This window comes from Ulvibacter antarcticus (genome assembly GCF_003688405.1).
Classification (GTDB): domain Bacteria; phylum Bacteroidota; class Bacteroidia; order Flavobacteriales; family Flavobacteriaceae; genus Ulvibacter; species Ulvibacter antarcticus.
This window is the reverse complement of sequence record NZ_REFC01000015.1, coordinates 256492-274080: the sequence shown is the minus strand read 5'-3', so window position 1 is coordinate 274080 and position 17589 is coordinate 256492. Positions and strand designations below refer to the sequence as shown.

Genomic DNA, 17589 nt, shown 5'->3' with positions numbered 1-17589 from the left:
TTGCTGCTTCAATAAAACATAAGAATGCAGGAACACAAGGCCGGATTTGTAAATATTATAGGTAATCCCAATGTAGGAAAGAGTACCCTTATGAATGCTTTTGTAGGGGAGCGATTATCAATAATTACTTCTAAAGCGCAAACAACACGTCACAGAATTTTAGGAATCGTAAACGGAGATGATTTTCAGGTGGTATTAAGTGATACCCCGGGAATTATAAAACCTTCATATCAGCTTCAGGAGAGCATGATGGACTTTGTAAAATCGGCTTTCGACGATGCAGATGTGCTATTGTATCTGGTCGAGTTGGGAGAAAAGGAGTTGAAAGATGAAGCCTTTTTTAACCGAATTACCAATGCAAAGATTCCTGTGCTTTTATTGATCAACAAGATTGATCTAGGCAATGAAGCATTGCTTGCTGAAGGGTTACAACTCTGGCAGGAAAAAGTTCCGAATGCTGAGGTATTTGCGATCTCTGCGCTTCAGAACTTTGGTGTAACTGAAGTATTTAAACGAATTATTGAATTGCTTCCGGTCTCTCCGCCTTTCTACCCAAAAGACCAGCTTACCGATAAACCTGAACGCTTTTTTGTAAACGAAGCAATTCGCGAGAAAATATTAATGCAATACAAAAAGGAGATTCCATATTCGGTAGAGATTGAAACTGAAGAGTTTTTTGAAGATGATGATATCATCCGAATCCGTTCTGTTATTATGGTAGAGCGTGAGACGCAAAAAGGGATTATTATTGGGCATAAAGGACAGGCCATTAAATGGGTTGGCATTGAAGCTCGTAAGGATTTGGAAAAGTTCTTCGGAAAGCAAATTCACATCGAATTATATGTGAAGGTTAATAAAAACTGGCGAAATGATTCTCGACAGTTGAAGCGTTTTGGGTATAATCAGTAGGTAATAAAAAAGAGAAAATATTGGGATTTCAGAATTTTATACCCTCGAATGGTCTAAAATAACGCTTCTTTCTGAAGCAAATTTAACTGTCGAATAAAATATTTGTCGTGGCAGACTGAATTCTCAGGATATGGAATATTATTATGTTCATAGGTAGTGAGTCAGCTTCAAATTAATTCCTGCTAAAAGCTATTTTCAATCTACTATAAATTTGCATCTTCTTAACTCAGATATTCATCTGCATTAATTACTTTAGCCTGTATTTTAAATTTAAATTCTTATGAACTACGGTCCGTTTAAAGTGATCTTAGGCCTTGTGTTTTTTGTTACTACTTTTAGTTATTCGCAAGCCGTTATTGAAGATAATCAGCAATTATTTAATGATTTTACCTATCGACAGGGATCTGTTTATAGAACAGCTTCAGGTAAGCCTGGGCCTGAATATTGGCAAAACAGTGCCGACTATAAAATTGAAGCCACTCTAGATGATCAAAAACAAACTATTACGGGAAAGCTAAGCCTTATGTATACAAATAACAGTCCGGAAGATCTTGACTTTGTGTGGCTTTACCTTGAACAGAATAGATTCACCTTGAACTCTCGAGGGACTTTAACTACGCCTGTGGAAGGTAACCGTTATAATGGTGATGTCGATGGAGGATATACAATTTCAAATCTTTCAGCCAAGGTAAATAAGGGTGTTTCGACAAAATCATTGATAAATGACACTCGTATGCAAGTATTTTTCGATGAACCATTACAAGGAAAAGGCGGAAAGGCGACGATCAGTATGGATTTCGTATATAAAATTCCAGTAAAAGGAATGGACCGTATGGGTAGATTGGATACTCAAAACGGAACAATCTACTCCATTGCGCAATGGTATCCGAGAGTTGCTGTTTTTGACGATGTAGTAGGATGGAATGTGGAGCCTTACTTAGGAGCAGGTGAGTTCTATTGCGACTATGGAAATTATGAATATGCTATAACTGTTCCTTTCGATCATATTGTAGTTGGTTCTGGAGAATTAGTAAACCCTGAAGAGGTGCTCACTAAAACACAACGGGACCGATTGAACGATGCGTCAAAAAGCGATAAAACGGTATTTATTATTAGTCCGGAGGAAGTTGGTCAAAAAACTACAAGGCTAAAAAACTCAGGGAGCTCAACCTGGCGTTTTAAGATGGAAAATACTCGTGATGTTGCTTTTGCTTCATCTAAAGGCTTTATATGGGACGCCGCGAAAATTAATCTGGCGAATGGAAAAAAATCGCTGGCACAGTCGGTATATCCTATAGAAAGTAATGGTTCTAACGCCTGGTCACGTTCTACTGAATATACCAAAGCATCGATAGAATATTACTCACAGACGTATTTTCAATATCCATATCCAACTGCTATTAATGTCGCTTCCGAGGTAGGAGGGATGGAATACCCGGGAGTTAGCTTTTGTAGTTGGAAAAGCACTAGAGATGATTTGTGGGGTGTAACCGATCACGAGTTTGGGCACAATTGGTTTCCAATGATTGTTGGTTCTAACGAAAGAAGATATGCTTGGATGGATGAAGGGTTTAACACCTTTATAAATTATTACAGCACAAATGCATTCAATAAAGGGGAATATTCATCCTCGAATAGGCCAATCCGATCAATTATACGCTATTTAAATTGGGAACACAGAGAAGGTATTGACGTGTATCCCGACGTGAGTGGTTCTATGAACTTGGCTTATGTTGGATATTATAAACCGGCAGTAGGGCTTATAGTTTTACGTGAATATATTTTAGGACCTGAGCGTTTCGATAATGCTTTCCAATCTTATATTAAAACCTGGGCGTATAAACATCCACAACCCAATGATTTTTTTAACCATATGGAAAATGTAGCGGGCGAGAATCTGTCATGGTATTGGAAAGGGTGGTTTTATGGAAATAAAAACATTGATATTGCGGTAACTGATGTGAAAAAGGAAACCGGCGGTTACAGCATTATTTTAACTAATGAAACAGATTTCCCAATGCCCGTTCTACTCAATGTTACGTATGCTGATGGTTCTTCTGAAATGATTGATCTGCCGGTTGAAATTTGGCAAAAAGGAGATCAATGGGCTCACTTTTTGCCTACTTCAAAAATTATACAGCGCGTTGAATTTGATCCAAAAAAGCAAGTGCCCGATGTAAATGTCTTAAATGATGTTTGGGTAAATACTGAAAATTAAGAAGACGATTTGATATTTTGATGAATCTTCAATCGAGAAGAAGTGATTTCAAAATGGCTAAAAGGGATTTTGACCCTCGAAACTTTAGGAGAATCGAGAACTATATCACTTCGAATGATTTTCAATGACCAATAGCGAGTTAAAAATTTTATCGAGTAGAATAGAAATTTTGAATATATCTCTGCACACTAATTAACAAACCTTTCCTATGATCTATGGTATTTTATTTATTGGGTTAGTGCTTTTTGCGATTTACGCCTTTCGATTATTGAGGAAAAAATCGGTGAAAGCATTTCCTGAAAATTGGCATGCAATATTAATTGAAAAGGTCCATTTCTACCGCGATCTTTCCAAAGTGAATCAAAAGATTTTTCAAAAACGCATGATGCTTTTTCTAAGTGAAGTACACATTGAAGGCGTAAAATTGACTGTAGAAGATACAGATAGAGTACTTATAGCGGCAAGTGCAGTTATTCCTGTGTTCGGATTTAAGGAATGGCATTATAATAATCTTAGTGGTATTATTTTGTATCCCGATAATTTTGATGGCGATCTTGAATTTGAGGTCAGTGGAGAATCTAAGATCATTGCAGGTTTAGTGGGCTCCGGTCGATTTGAGAACCAGATGATACTTTCCCGAAAGGCCGTTTATTTGGGATTTGAAAATGACACCGATAAGAACAATACGCCCTTGCATGAGTTTGTCCATCTTATCGATAAGATGGATGGGGAAACTGATGGAGTGCCAGAGCGCTTACTAAAGCGACAGTACATTACGCCATGGCTTGAATTAATGCATTCTGAAATGGAGGCTATTAATAATAATGAATCTGATATTCGAAAATATGGGAGCACGAATCAGGCAGAATTTTTTGCGGTAGCTTCGGAATATTTTTTCGAGCGTCCGGATCTCTTCCGAAGAAAACATCCTGAATTATATGATATGCTCGTTGCATGTTTTCAGCAAAAACCCTAACACTTAAAGTTTCTGAGTTTCAAAGTCTCTAACTACCATTTAAAAGCAGTACTTTTGCACCTTTAAAGAGAAAATAAAATGAGTATTGTTGCAATTGTAGGAAGGCCAAATGTTGGGAAATCAACGCTTTTTAACCGTTTAATAGAACGTAGAGAAGCGATTGTTGATGCGGTGAGTGGTGTTACCAGAGATCGTCATTACGGTAAAAGTGACTGGAATGGAAAAGAGTTCTCTGTAATTGATACCGGTGGATATGTTTTGGGGAGTGACGATGTGTTCGAATCGGAGATTGATAAGCAGGTAGAACTTGCGATAGGCGAGGCCGATGCGATCATCTTTATGGTTGAGGTTGAAAGCGGTATTACGGGAATGGATCAGGATGTTGCGAAGTTGCTTCGGAAGTCTAGGAAACCTGTATTACTTGCGGTAAATAAAGTGGACAGCGCATCCCGTACTAATGATGCCCTGGAGTTTTATAATCTTGGATTCGATAAATATTTTACGCTGTCTAGTATTAATGGTAGTGGTACAGGTGATTTACTGGATGAATTAGTAAAAATCCTTCCGGAACAAATAGAGAGGGAAGAGGAGACCTTGCCTCGATTTGCCGTAGTAGGTCGTCCTAATGCAGGAAAATCTTCCTTTATCAATGCACTTATTGGTGAAGATCGATATATAGTTACCGATATAGCTGGTACTACCAGAGATAGTATTGATACCAAATACAATCGCTTCGGATTTGAATTCAATTTGGTCGATACGGCAGGGATTCGAAAGAAAAGTAAAGTTAAAGAGGATTTAGAGTTTTACTCGGTGATGAGATCTATTCGTGCAATTGAGCATTGCGATGTAATGATTTTGGTATTCGATGCGACCCGTGGTTTTGATGGTCAAGTGCAAAGTATTTTTTGGTTGGCACACCGAAACAATAAAGGTGTTGTGATTTTGGCCAATAAATGGGATTTGGTTGAGAAAGACAATCAGACAGTAAAAGATTTTGAAAAGTATATTCGTCAGCAATGCGAACCTTTCACAGATGTTCCAATCGTTTTTATTTCTGTACTTGAAAAGCAACGTATTTATAAAGCTATCGAAACTGCAGTTGAGGTATACCATAACCGAAGTAAGAAGATAAAGACCAGTGTGTTAAATGAGACCATGCTTCCAATTATTGAAGCATTTCCACCACCGGCCAATAAGGGGAAGTACGTAAAAGTGAAGTTTTGTACCCAATTACCTACACCACACCCTTGTTTTGCGTTTTTCTGTAATCTTCCGCAGTATGTGAAGGAGCCCTATAAACGATTTATTGAGAATAAATTAAGAGGGCAGTTTGATTTTACAGGTGTTCCTGTCACAATTTATTTCAGAAAGAAATAAGATCTAGTTAATAGTTTCTAATCCATGAAGTTTAAATTTTTACTATTTTTCGTTTGGCAACTTACATTTTTCAATGTTTGTGCACAACGGGATGTAACTATTGTACAAAAGCATCTGGATTCGTCTGCTGCGCATGTGGAAAACAATATTGATCTTTCAAGAATCTACTTAGATTCTATTTCTAATCCTTCCGAAGCGACTTTAGGAAAAAAAATTGCACAATACTTTTTTCTGAAGGCAAAATTACACAATGAAGATTATGACAATACGGGTACTATTCAGAATTATATGAAGTCTCTGAAATATGCAGAGAAATATAAAAACTACCAATTAGCCGCTAAGTCATCTGGAGAAATATCATCAAAATTTTATCTTTTAAAAAAAGACTCATTAGCGGATTTGTATTATGAAAAGGCAAAATCATATTACATAAAGATTGATGACGAATTCGGTCTTTTGGATTTAATGCAATTTCCGGCATATGCGAAGTATGTGAATTTTGAGATGGAAGAAAGTATTGCTTTGATTTCTAATGATTTACAGGCATATAAGGCGGTCGAGGACGATAAAACGTATTATTGCTTTGCTATTTACCTATTGGCGTCTAATCATTTACACCTTGGAAATATTGATAAAGCACATGAATTTTATACGATTTATCAATCATTAAAAGGCAATAAATACTTAGAAGATTCATATCATTTGCATTATGATAATGCCATAAAATCATGCTTTGCCGAGTATTATATAGAGAACGAAAATCTAGATTCAATTAAATATTATTTGGATGGCATATATCTTAAAAGTGGAAGTAAGGATATCAATGTCCAAAAGAGTTTATACAATCACTATATTAAATACTACCAACTAAAAGGAAATGCCGATAGAGAGAAAATGTATCAGGATTCTCTTGATTTATTTAATAAAAATGTATTGGACAATTCTTTCAGTTCTTCCCTTGAAGGTATTGAAGAATTATCACATACTAACTTGGAATTGAATAAAGAGTTAACCATAAAAGCAAACAACAAAAAGTATTTTTTTCTATTAATTACTGGAGTTGTTGTACTTGGAATTTTGCTTCTAATCTATTTTAAGAAGATAAAAAAGAAAGAAATTATACTAACTGATTTGGAAGAAAATTATTCAAATATTAAAGCTAAGCAGGAAAAATTAGTTGTTAAAAATATTGAATTAGAAGAGTTTTTAACTGCACTACGAAAAGAAATAAAGCGGATTTCGAGTATAGAGTCAGTTTCAGAACAAAGAAAAAGCATCGACAAGTTATATAGAGAGATACATATCGATCATACAAATTTTGTAAATAGTGACGACCATTTCAAGTTAATAAGCACTATCAATGAAGACTTTTTCCTGAAAATAGAAAAGGATTATTCTCAATTAGATAACTTGGAAGTCTTAATATGTTATTATTTATACACTGGTTTTAAGAGTAAGGAAATTGCCGTTTTCGCGGATAGATCTATACGAGCAATCGAGAATAAAAGATACAGGATTTCAAAGAAATTAGGTGTAGATTCAAATAAAGAAAGCTTAAAAGAATTTTTGGATACTACATTCAAAATGTAAAATTGCCCTCAATATTATAGAATATAAATAGCCGGTAGCGTGAGTAGTAAGTGAGTAGTTATTTTTACAATAAAATTCGTTATCTTATAAGATATTTGATGTGCTCAAAACGAGCGTTATTAATAACAATCTAATTATTTACGAAAATGAGGTTAAAAAGTTACATGTTGTGTGTTGCCTTGGGATGCACGTTTATTGCCTTCACGCAAACACAAAAAGATTCGAATGTTACAGAAATCAGCGGACCTGCTGATTTTTATATAACAGCACCAATGACCAGTTACCCAAAAGTTGATCCTAAATCTGTTAAAAAAAGAGAGATAAAACGAGGAGGGTTAAGCGCAAAGAACATTCAAAAAGGGGAATTTATAGATAAACTCTCCAAAAGCAGCTCTTCACAAGATCCATTAGCGCAGGAAGAACCAGGCAATAGAAATGGTAAAACTCCAATTGCTAATTTTGATGGAATTAATATAGATTTAAGTCCGCCAGATCCAACTGCCGCAGTTGGGCCTAACCATGTAGTTCAAATGACGAATGGGCTTTGGAGTGTTTGGGATAAAAACGGTAACCAAGCAGCTGGTTTTCCTAAGGATATTAATGACCCACTTGGTGGTATAGTTTCTGGTGATCCAGTTGTTTTATATGATAGAGAAGCAGATAGATGGTTTATTTCCCAATTTCAATTACCTGCATCGAATCAATTTAAAATAGCGGTTTCTACCACAGCTGATCCTACGGGAACTTATGCTGTTTATAGTTATAACGTAGTTGAAAATGATTATCCACATTATGGAATATGGGGTAATAGTTATATTGTTACCGGAAACTTTGACCCGACTGATTCGGGAACATTTTTTGCTTTTAACAGACAAAAAATGTTAGATGGTGATCCTACGGCTGAGATTGCATCATTAACTTTACCTAATTACGTAGGAACAGGAGGATTTCAAGCTCCTCAACCAGTACATTCAGAAGGTGCTGGAATCGCAGCAGGACCGGCTCCAATTGTTTGGTATCAAGACAATGCTTGGCCTGGCGTAGCTCAAGACCACGTAAAGGTTTGGCATCTTACTATTGATTGGGCAAATCCGGGAGCTGCTACAGTTTCTACACCACTTGAAATTACAATGGCAGCTTTTGATTCTTTTCTGGAAGGTACAGGAGGAGATAGTTTTGCGGTATTACAACAACCTGGAACTTCACAACGAATAGATCCTATTGTTTTTGCAATGTACTTTCAAGCACATAGATACAATTTTGGAACACATGAATCCTTGTTATTCAATTTTCCGGTTGAAATTACTGATGGTAGTCAGATATCCGGTATACGTTGGGTAGAATTAAGACGCCCAACCATGACAGATCCTTGGACCTTATACCAAGAAGGTACCTATCAGGATGCCGGAGGAGAGAGTGTTTTTATGTCGGCCATAGCAATGGATCAGGAAGGGAATATCGGACTAGGATATACAAAAGTAGGTGCAACCACGTTTCCGTCACTTTACTACACAGGAAGATTAGTGAGTGACCCTCTTGGGCAAATGACGGTTGCTGAAACCTTAATAGTGAATGGAACAACTTCGGTAACGTCTAATGCTCGTTATGGAGATTATTCACAATTGACAAGAGATCCACAAGATGATTTAACTTTTTGGTTTACTGGTGAATATTCAGGAGAGCCAAGAAAAACTAGAATTGCATCATTTAAAATTTCTACAACTCTTTCTGTGGATGAACTTGATTTGAATACCTCTGAATTAGTTGTATATTCGGGAGATAATCAAATTTTCAATTTACAATTAGATACTGCTACTACTAGTGATATTCTTAGACTTTCTGTTGTTGATTTATTGGGTAGAACTGTTTATCAAGATCAAATTTCTAAAGAAATAGGAGGGATGTATCAAACAACTATAGATTTATCTTCAGTTAGCGCCGGAACCTATATAGTAGAGATTGGAAATGCTAAGACAAAACTCAATAAGAAGATAATCGTTAAATAATATATATGAGGATAGTAAGCTTTATTTTGTTTGTTGGATTACTTCATTCATGTTGTACAACAAAAGAGAAAATGACAAACGATTTTACTTCTGGTACCATCGTGCATTCTACTGATGAAAACGATTGTGCTTATACCATTAAAGTTTCTAATACCGAGAATGTACTTTATTTAGACCCAATCAATCTGGAAAATATGTATATGAAGGATGGATTGAAAGTTCAATTTCAGTATAAGTCACTTAAAATGAAAAATAGATGTAATAAGGCAAATCCAATAAGCCTTACTAAAATGACTAAGGAATAGAATTGTTTTATTTCTAGATAAATTAAAGGCTGCAGCAATGCAGCCTTTTTAATTGTATCAAAATAATTGAACATTGAACATTGAACATTGAACTGGGTCTACCATCCTTATTAATCTAAGCGCAAATTTTCCTAAATTTTGTTACCAAAGAATACAAAATTTATAAAACAGGCACCACCCAAATCGGAGGTGATAAAATCATTGATTAAAACTAACGTAAATATAGTCCGAAGCTTTAGTGCAAGACTACCAACCTTTAAGTATTTAAACGGAAATATTTCATTGTTTTATTAGAAAAACTACAAAACATTGAAAAAATTCCACCACCGTTTCTATAGAATATTAGCTACTACTATCCTTTAAGTATCTAAACGGCAATATTTCACTGTTTTGTTAGAAAAATTACAAAACATTGAAAAAAGCCCACCATCATTTTTTATAATATATTAGCTACTACCATCCTTTAAGTATCTAAACGGAAATATTTCACTGTTTTGTTAGAAAAATTACAAAACACTAAAAAAATTCCACCACCATTTTTATAGAATAATGACTACTACCAACCTCCGCTTGCGCCTCCACCGCCGAAGCCGCCACCGCCGAAGCCACCGCCGAATCCTCCGCCCCCGCCGAAACTTCCTCCGCCTGAAGAACCACCAAAGCCACCGGTGCGTCCCATGCTGCTTAAGATGATAATATCGAGAAGGCTACTTCCAGTTCTACGGCCACCGTTTTTACCACCACGTCCATTTTTCTTGGAACTCAAGGCGATAATAATGACAATAAATATGATAATCACAAAAATAGATTGGAATGAACCTCCATTCGATTTCTTTTTGAAATCTCGATCTTCTTTAAATTCACCATTTAGGGCCGCGAAAACGGCATCGGCTCCTTGATCAAGTCCGGCGTAGTAATTGCCTGTTTTAAACTGCGGAATCATAATCCGATTAATAATTCGTTCGGCCATGAGATCTGTAATGCGATATTCGATTCCGTAACCTGTATTAATGTCAATCTTCCGATCGTCTCTGGCTAAAAGTATTATAATTCCATTGTCTTCATCTGCCTGTCCGATGCCCCATTTTTGTCCCCATTTGGCACCTAACAAGGAGATGTCTTCTCCTTTGGTAGTCCCGATAATGGCTACAACAATCTGCGTGGAAGTTGAATCTGCATAACGGATTAACTTGTTTTCAAGAGATGTTTTTTGCGATGGCGTTAGCAAACTCACATAATCGTAAACGGAAGTCTGTATTTGAGGTTTCTCCGGAATGGTAAATTGAGCCAAAAGTCTTTCCGAAGAGAAGAACATCAGAAAAAAGATTGTAAAAAAACTATATTTTAGAACTGTTTTGTACATTTTTTTAATTTTGCTCACTGCTCACTGCTCACTGCTCACTGCTCACTGCTCACTGCTCACTGCTCACTGCTCACTGCTCACTGCCCACTATCCCACAGAAATCTCATCTGAAAGCTCATTGGTATCGCCTTTTTTAAATGGAAAATGCTTTTTTAATTGTTCACCGGCTTTTAATACTCCTTCTACAAGGCCTTGCTTGGTGTTACCATTTTTAAAGTGGGTAACCATAATGTCTTTTGTGCTTTCCCAGAAATTAGGTGCTACACGATCATTTATACCTTTATCACCCATTATAACAAGGGTTCGGTCGTCGACTGCCACATAAATCAATACTCCATTACTTTGTTTTGTATTGTTCATATGCAAGAAATCGAATACTTCTGCAGCTCGATCGAAGGCATCCATTTTTATTTTTGGTTCCTTTTCTGAAACTGACGTCGCTTCAAGATGCACTCGAATCTCACCTGAAGTATTCTTTTCGGCAATTCTAATGGCTTCTATGATTTCTTTCTCTTCGGAAGCGGTTAAAAAATCTTCTACTTTCGACATTATTCTTTATCTTTTCCGAAGTCAAAATCAACTTTAGGAGCATCCTGCGTTCCTTCATCAGCCTTGAAATAAGCCATTTCTTCAAATTTTCCAATAAATTTGTTTATAAGCACATTCGGGAAGGTTTTTAGATGTTTGTTAAAAGGTAATACGGCTTCATTGAAGCGATTACGTTCTACGTTAATACGATTTTCGGTGCGCTCTAATTCGTTGATCAATTCTTTGAAATTTTCATTGGCCTTTAGATCAGGGTAACGTTCAAAAACAGCTAATAACCGAGATAGTGCAGAAGTTAATCCTTGCTGCGCCTGTTGAAATTGCTCAAGTTGCGCTGGTGTGATGTTAGAAGGGTCGATAGTGATAGATGTTGCTTTACTACGTGCCTCTGTCACTTTTATTAATGTTTCCTGTTCAAATTCGGCATAACCCTTTGCAGTGCTCACAATATTCGGAATTAAATCGGCACGGCGTTGGTAGGAGCTTTCCACATTTCCCCATTGGGCAGTTGCAGTTTCTTTTAATTCGATACCTGTATTATAAAATTTTGGCCCCATTACGAAGCCTAAAAGAGCGATGGCGGCTACAACTACTATTATAGCGATAAGTGATTTTTTCATGGTGAGGTTATTAAAGTTGGTCTTTTATTTTTAGGAGTTCGGCCTTGACCGATTCTAATTTACGAATAATTTCGAAGTGATTCAGTGTTTTTTGTTTGTTCTCTTTTAAATGAATCTTAGCACCTTCAAGAGTAAAACCGCGCTCCTTAACCAAATGAAAGATCAACTCGAGATTTTTAATATCTTGAGGAGTGAATTTTCGGTTTCCCTTAGCGTTTTTCTTGGGTTTTAGAACATCGAATTCTTTTTCCCAAAAACGAATTAGAGAGGTATTCACATCAAATGCTTTGGCGACTTCGCCGATACCGTAATATCGTTTTTCAGGTAGTTCTATATGCATTAGTCAAGTGATTGGTTTTCTTGTTGAGAAGCACGCAACATATTAGTAAACTCCTCCGGTGAAAGGTTTCCATAGTAAAAGTTAATTGGATTGATACGTTCTCCATCCTTGAATATCTCGTAATGTAGGTGAGGTGCTTCAGAACGACCTGTACTTCCCACAAACCCAATTAGGTCACCTCTTTTTACGCGATTCCCGGATCGGACGTTGTATTTATACAGATGGGCATATAAGCTTTCGTAGCCGTACCCATGATCAATTCGGATATGGTTTCCGTAGCCAGAAGCAGTATTATCGGCTCTGGTAACTTTACCATCGCCAGAAGCGTAAACCGGTGTGCCTCTAGGTGCAGTGAAATCCATTCCGAAGTGAAACTTTCTAGCCTTCGTAAACGGGTCGTTACGATATCCAAAACCCGAGGCCATACGTGTAAGATCTTCATTGTTTACAGGCTGAATGGCAGGAATTGCTTCCAGAAGTTTCTCTTTTTCCTCTGCTAATAATGCAACTTCATCTAAGGACTTGGACTGAACTACAATGCGTTTTGTAAGGATGTCAAGACGTTTACTGGTAGAGATAATTAATTTAGAATTATCGAATCCTTCTAATTCTTTATAACGGTTAATACCTCCAAAACCGGCTTTTCGTTGCTCTTCAGGGATAGGGTTAGCTTCAAAATAAACCCTATAAATATTGTTGTCACGGTTTTCTATTTCTTCTAGAACCTCGGTAGCATGATCCATCTTTTTATTGATCAGATTCATCTGTAGTTGGGCATTGGTGAGCTCTCTAGTCAGTGCTTTTTCTTTTGGGGTCTCAATATAAGGGAGGTTTATATAGATAAGTAACAGGACAAATCCGCTTAATACCATTCCCAAAAGACTGAGTAAAAAAATGCCTAGACGTCTGCCTTTTTTCTTCTCTATTTTTCTGTAGGACAGCGTTTCGCTATCGTAGTAATATTTAACCTTAGACATATGCTAAAAAATCATATTTTTGCTGGTTGATAGGTGGTGCTTAAATTGAAACGTTTCACAAATATAGAAATTGTTTCCAAAGTACACCAACAACACAATTTTAGTATAAATTACAGATTATGACATCCCGCGAAATCCGCTCAAAGTTTCTAGATTTTTTTGAATCGAAATCACATATCATCGTTCCTTCAGCACCTATGGTCGTTAAGGACGATCCTACGCTTATGTTTACTAATGCAGGTATGAATCAATTTAAGGAATATTTTCTAGGGAACAAGCCTGTAAAACATCATAGAATTACTGATACCCAGAAATGTTTAAGAGTAAGTGGAAAGCATAATGATTTGGAAGAGGTAGGAATGGACACCTATCACCACACCATGTTTGAAATGTTAGGAAATTGGAGTTTTGGAGAATATTTCAAAAAAGAGGCAATCGAATGGGCATGGGAGCTACTGACTGATGTTTTTCAGGTAGATAAAGATATTTTATATGTTTCTGTTTTTGAAGGAGATGCTTCAGAAGACCTTGACAGAGATACAGAAGCTTACGATATTTGGAAACAATTCGTTTCCGAAGACCGTATCATTAATGGGAATAAAAAAGACAATTTCTGGGAAATGGGAGATCAGGGACCTTGCGGACCTTGTAGTGAAATTCATGTAGATTTACGTTCGTCTGAAGAGAAAGCAAAAGTATCTGGTGCTTCTTTGGTGAATCAGGATCATCCTTTAGTGGTTGAAATCTGGAACCTTGTATTTATGCAATTTAATCGGAAGGCGGATAAAAGTCTCGAGAAATTACCTGCACAACATGTTGATACGGGAATGGGCTTCGAGCGACTTTGCATGGTGCTGCAAAACAAACAAAGTAATTACGATACTGATGTTTTTACTCCTTTGATTCGAGAAGTTGAAGCTGTTACAAAAACTACCTATGGAAACCCTGGCTCATCAGGAGAAAAAGTAGATATCGCAATTCGAGTAATTAGTGATCACCTTCGTGCGGTTGCTTTTTCGATTGCCGATGGACAGCTGCCAAGCAATACAGGCGCCGGTTATGTAATACGTCGAATTTTAAGACGAGCCATTCGTTATGGATTTACTTTCCTGGATACTAAAGAGCCTTTTATCTATAAGTTAGTTGCTACTCTAAGCAAACAGATGGGTGATGCCTTCCCTGAATTGATTTCTGAAAAGAATTTGATAACAAATGTTATTCGCGAAGAAGAACAATCCTTTTTACGCACACTCGACCAAGGTTTGGTTTTATTGGAAAATGTAATTGAGACTGCTGATTCTAAGACAATTTCAGGTAAGAAAGCTTTCGAATTATACGACACTTTTGGATTCCCTATCGATTTAACAGCCTTGATATTGAGAGAAAGAGGCTACGAATTGGATACAAAAGGTTTTGAGAAGGAACTTCAGAAACAAAAGGACAGATCGAGAGCAGCGACTAAGGTTGAAACTGGCGACTGGGAGATACTTAGCGACGATGCTGTAGAGGAGTTTGTTGGTTATGATACGCTTGTCACAACTGTGAAGATCACACGTTATAGAAAAGTAGAAAGTAAAAAAGATGGTGAAATGTACCAGTTGGTCTTCAATTTAACACCTTTTTATCCCGAAGGCGGCGGTCAAGTGGGAGATAAGGGGTATTTGGAAGCGCAGGATGGAGGTGTCACGTATGTTGTAGACACTAAAAAGGAAAATAACCTTATCATTCACTTTGTTAAAGATCTTCCAAGAAATCCTCGAGGCACTTTCAAAGCAATCGTAGATGAGAAACAGCGGTTTAGAACGGCTTCGAATCATACGGCAACACATTTATTGCATCAAGCCTTACGTAATATTTTAGGAGTCCATGTTGGGCAGAAGGGATCCATGGTGCATAGCCGAAATCTGCGTTTTGATTTTTCACATTTCAGTAAAGTAAGCTTTGAAGAACTCAAGGGAGTAGAAGACTTTGTCAATGCTCGAATTCGGGAAGGCATCGCTTTGGAAGAGAGAAGAAATATCCCTTATGATCAGGCGATAGATGAAGGTGCTATTGCGTTGTTTGGTGAGAAATACGGAGATGCTGTGCGTGCTATAAAATTTGGAAAATCTATGGAATTGTGTGGGGGAACCCACGTGCCGAATACTTCAGATATTTGGCATTTTATAATTACTTCGGAAGGTGCTGTGGCAAGTGGAATTCGTCGAATTGAAGCAATTACAGGTGATGCGGCCAAGCAATATTTTATCGATAGAAGTGAAAGCTACGCGAACCTTCAGAAAACGTTGAATAACGCAAACGATCCAGTGAAAGCGGTTGAAGCACTTCAAGAAGAGAATACTTCACTTCAGAAGCAAATCCAACAATTATTGAAGGACAAGGCGAAAAATATAAAAGGCGATTTAAAAGGTGAAATTTCTAATGTAAACGGAGTGAATTTCTTAGCTAAAGAATTGGATCTGGATGCCTCCGGAATGAAAGACCTGGCTTTTGAATTAGGCAACGAAACAGATAATTTATTTATATTATTTGGATCTAGAGCTGAAGGAAAGGCTTTACTAACTTGTTATATTTCTAAAGATCTTGCCACCGAGAAGGGACTGGACGCGGGTAAAATTGTTCGTGAATTAGGAAAACACATCCAAGGTGGAGGAGGCGGACAACCTTTCTTCGCAACAGCAGGTGGTAAAAATCCTGACGGGATTGGAGAGGCTTTGGAGAAGGCAAAGGGTTATATAAAATAATAGTAGGCAGTCGCAGTATCCAGTATTTTTGTCAAATGACATTGTAACCGCGTACTGACATTTTAAACTGAACACTGAACGCTGAGCACTGATTACTGAATATTGACCACTGAAATGAAACTACAAACCCAAATACCCCTATCACCGGAACGCAATCAGATTGATTATAGTTCTAAGGTGTTACTAATGGGTTCTTGTTTTGTAGAGCATATAGGAGATAAAATGGAGTTTTTTAAATTCCAAAATCTTCAAAATCCCTTCGGAATAATTTTTCACCCGTTTGCGATTGAAAAGTTAGTAACTCGAGCGATTAATGAAGAGTTATTTTTAGAGGAGGATATTTTTTTTTACAATGAACGCTGGCATTGTTTTGAAGTTCATTCAATGTTAAGTGCTTCGGAAAAGGACGAATTTTTAAACCGGTTGAATGTACAACTAAAGCAATTAGGTGAGTATCTTATCTCTGCTTCACATATTATTCTAACTTATGGTACCTCCTGGGTATATCGACATATAGAATCTGATACCATTGTAGCCAATTGCCATAAAATTCCGCAGAAAAAATTCTTAAAAGAATTATTGTCCGTAGAAGAAGTTGCCGCTAGTATTGACAATACATCTGCATTAATTAAGGCGCTTAATCCGAATATAACTTTTATTCATACAGTGTCCCCTGTCCGGCATTTAAAGGATGGGTTTGTAGAAAACACAAGGAGTAAGGCACATTTAATCGCAGGATTGCATGAGCAGATAGATAGACGTAAACAGTTGCATTACTTTCCTTCCTATGAGATCGTTTTGGACGAACTACGAGACTATCGTTTTTATAAAGAGGATATGTTACATCCATCAAAAACTGCCATTTCCATAGTTTGGGAAAAGTTTAATTCCGTTTGGGTGGCTTCAGAAACACAATCGCTTCAGAAAAAAATACAAGGAATACAAGCCGGTTTACAACATCGACCCTTTAATGAAGATAGCGATGCACATAAAGAGTTTAAAAGTGATCTTCAGAAGGACATAGCAGAAATTAAAACATTATTTCCACATATAGAATTTGACTAAACTTTTATAGTTTGGTAAAACTTTCAGTAAGTATATCGGCATCTTGATTATAAGCGTACGTAAAAGTAGTCTCATTTAATGTGCGAATTGTTGAACTTTTTGACTCTCCATTGAAAGTAATTGTGAAGGTCTCATCAACTATGGTATAATTCATATTGAAAGTAAATACTGGGTCGCAATTATCGTCGAATATAGTTCGTGACATTTCACCACTAGCTAGAAATGAAAGCTGTACCCGTTCGTCACAATCGGCATCGAATTCATCTGGAATACCGTTGGTAGTACTTCCGGAAAACTGCCAGTTACCTACTATATTTATGTGGTAAATGTTTATTGCGGAGCCCGGTTCGTCATTACTTCCACAAGAAAATAGAACTACGGAAAGAATTAAAGTGAGTATTAATTTCTGTATTCTCATTGTCGCTACTTTTTTTCAATAATACGAAATTTCGCTAAAAAGAATGCAGTGTAAAATTACTTTCCTTTAGGTTATTAATAAACAGTTACAAGAGCATCTAACAATGGAAATACGACAATTGCCCTATTGATT

Annotated in this window: 15 protein-coding genes; 9 read left to right on the top strand and 6 right to left on the bottom strand. The window is 36.8% G+C overall.

Annotated features, from left to right (window positions below; all coding sequences use genetic code 11):
* Positions 1–24 precede the first annotated feature (24 nt).
* From era to BXY75_RS15450, 7 genes are all read left to right on the top strand, one after another.
* Positions 25–909 carry a GTPase Era gene (gene era / locus BXY75_RS15480; protein WP_121908680.1) on the top strand — a complete coding sequence of 295 codons (885 nt, stop codon included), beginning with the start codon at positions 25–27 and terminating at the stop codon, positions 907–909.
* Positions 910–1189: 280 nt separating this feature from the next.
* A complete protein-coding gene (locus BXY75_RS15475) occupies positions 1190–3127 on the top strand; it encodes a M1 family metallopeptidase (protein ID WP_121908679.1) in 1938 nt (645 codons plus the stop codon).
* 208 nt (positions 3128–3335) lie between these two features.
* Positions 3336–4103, top strand: a complete 768-nt coding sequence (locus BXY75_RS15470; protein ID WP_121908678.1) for a M90 family metallopeptidase — start codon at positions 3336–3338, stop codon at positions 4101–4103.
* A 78-nt stretch (positions 4104–4181) separates the two neighbouring features.
* The gene (der, locus tag BXY75_RS15465) at positions 4182–5483 is read left to right on the top strand and encodes a ribosome biogenesis GTPase Der (RefSeq protein ID WP_121908677.1); all 1302 of its coding nucleotides are present in this window, start codon (positions 4182–4184) and stop codon (positions 5481–5483) included.
* Positions 5484–5507: 24 nt separating this feature from the next.
* Positions 5508–7073: a helix-turn-helix transcriptional regulator gene (locus BXY75_RS15460; RefSeq protein ID WP_121908676.1), complete on the top strand. Its 1566-nt coding sequence runs from the start codon at positions 5508–5510 to the stop codon at positions 7071–7073.
* Between the two features lie 146 nt (positions 7074–7219).
* Positions 7220–9079, top strand: a complete 1860-nt coding sequence (locus BXY75_RS15455) for a T9SS type A sorting domain-containing protein (protein WP_121908675.1) — start codon at positions 7220–7222, stop codon at positions 9077–9079.
* 5 nt (positions 9080–9084) lie between these two features.
* A complete protein-coding gene (locus BXY75_RS15450) occupies positions 9085–9384 on the top strand; it encodes a hypothetical protein (RefSeq protein WP_147437294.1) in 300 nt (99 codons plus the stop codon).
* Between the two features lie 556 nt (positions 9385–9940).
* Here the strand turns inward: BXY75_RS15450 and BXY75_RS15445 are convergent.
* From BXY75_RS15445 to BXY75_RS15425, 5 genes are all read right to left on the bottom strand, one after another.
* Positions 9941–10747: a TPM domain-containing protein gene (locus tag BXY75_RS15445; protein WP_394347380.1), complete on the bottom strand. Its 807-nt coding sequence runs from the start codon at positions 10745–10747 to the stop codon at positions 9941–9943.
* 87 nt (positions 10748–10834) lie between these two features.
* A complete protein-coding gene (locus BXY75_RS15440) occupies positions 10835–11296 on the bottom strand; it encodes a TPM domain-containing protein (RefSeq protein WP_121908672.1) in 462 nt (153 codons plus the stop codon).
* Positions 11296–11913 carry a LemA family protein gene (locus tag BXY75_RS15435; protein WP_121908671.1) on the bottom strand — a complete coding sequence of 206 codons (618 nt, stop codon included), beginning with the start codon at positions 11911–11913 and terminating at the stop codon, positions 11296–11298. The genes BXY75_RS15440 and BXY75_RS15435 overlap by 1 nt, the downstream gene beginning before the upstream one ends.
* Before the next feature lie 10 nt (positions 11914–11923).
* Entirely contained in the window at positions 11924–12253 is a 330-nt protein-coding gene (locus BXY75_RS15430; RefSeq protein ID WP_121908670.1) for a MerR family transcriptional regulator, read from the bottom strand.
* Entirely contained in the window at positions 12253–13230 is a 978-nt protein-coding gene (locus BXY75_RS15425) for a M23 family metallopeptidase (protein ID WP_121908669.1), read from the bottom strand. The genes BXY75_RS15430 and BXY75_RS15425 overlap by 1 nt, the downstream gene beginning before the upstream one ends.
* Positions 13231–13349: 119 nt before the next feature.
* On the opposite strand from BXY75_RS15425, the gene alaS reads away from it, so the two are divergent.
* Both alaS and BXY75_RS15415 read left to right on the top strand, forming a co-directional pair.
* Positions 13350–15974 (top strand): alanine--tRNA ligase, encoded by a 2625-nt coding sequence (gene alaS, locus BXY75_RS15420; RefSeq protein WP_121908668.1) that lies wholly within the window; start codon positions 13350–13352, stop codon positions 15972–15974.
* Between the two features lie 114 nt (positions 15975–16088).
* A complete protein-coding gene (locus BXY75_RS15415; protein ID WP_121908667.1) occupies positions 16089–17039 on the top strand; it encodes a GSCFA domain-containing protein in 951 nt (316 codons plus the stop codon).
* Positions 17040–17043: 4 nt separating this feature from the next.
* Here the strand turns inward: BXY75_RS15415 and BXY75_RS15410 are convergent, their stop codons facing one another.
* Positions 17044–17457, bottom strand: coding sequence for a lipocalin-like domain-containing protein (locus tag BXY75_RS15410; protein WP_121908666.1), 414 nt, complete (start codon positions 17455–17457; stop codon positions 17044–17046).
* Between the last annotated feature and the right edge of the window lie 132 nt (positions 17458–17589).

Bases quoted from the DNA above. Each gene is read 5' to 3' on its own strand.
- BXY75_RS15410 (WP_121908666.1), bottom strand. From the start codon at position 17,457: ATGAGAATACAGAAATTAATACTCACTTTAATTCTTTCCGTAGTTCTA.
- BXY75_RS15425 (WP_121908669.1), bottom strand. From the start codon at position 13,230: ATGTCTAAGGTTAAATATTACTACGATAGCGAAACGCTGTCCTACAGA.
- BXY75_RS15460 (WP_121908676.1), top strand. From the start codon at position 5,508: ATGAAGTTTAAATTTTTACTATTTTTCGTTTGGCAACTTACATTTTTC.
- alaS (WP_121908668.1), top strand. From the start codon at position 13,350: ATGACATCCCGCGAAATCCGCTCAAAGTTTCTAGATTTTTTTGAATCG.
- BXY75_RS15450 (WP_147437294.1), top strand. From the start codon at position 9,085: ATGAGGATAGTAAGCTTTATTTTGTTTGTTGGATTACTTCATTCATGT.
- BXY75_RS15430 (WP_121908670.1), bottom strand. From the start codon at position 12,253: ATGCATATAGAACTACCTGAAAAACGATATTACGGTATCGGCGAAGTC.
- era (WP_121908680.1), top strand. From the start codon at position 25: ATGCAGGAACACAAGGCCGGATTTGTAAATATTATAGGTAATCCCAAT.
- der (WP_121908677.1), top strand. From the start codon at position 4,182: ATGAGTATTGTTGCAATTGTAGGAAGGCCAAATGTTGGGAAATCAACG.
- BXY75_RS15415 (WP_121908667.1), top strand. From the start codon at position 16,089: ATGAAACTACAAACCCAAATACCCCTATCACCGGAACGCAATCAGATT.
- BXY75_RS15470 (WP_121908678.1), top strand. From the start codon at position 3,336: ATGATCTATGGTATTTTATTTATTGGGTTAGTGCTTTTTGCGATTTAC.
- BXY75_RS15440 (WP_121908672.1), bottom strand. From the start codon at position 11,296: ATGTCGAAAGTAGAAGATTTTTTAACCGCTTCCGAAGAGAAAGAAATC.
- BXY75_RS15475 (WP_121908679.1), top strand. From the start codon at position 1,190: ATGAACTACGGTCCGTTTAAAGTGATCTTAGGCCTTGTGTTTTTTGTT.
- BXY75_RS15455 (WP_121908675.1), top strand. From the start codon at position 7,220: ATGAGGTTAAAAAGTTACATGTTGTGTGTTGCCTTGGGATGCACGTTT.
- BXY75_RS15435 (WP_121908671.1), bottom strand. From the start codon at position 11,913: ATGAAAAAATCACTTATCGCTATAATAGTAGTTGTAGCCGCCATCGCT.
- BXY75_RS15445 (WP_394347380.1), bottom strand. From the start codon at position 10,747: ATGTACAAAACAGTTCTAAAATATAGTTTTTTTACAATCTTTTTTCTG.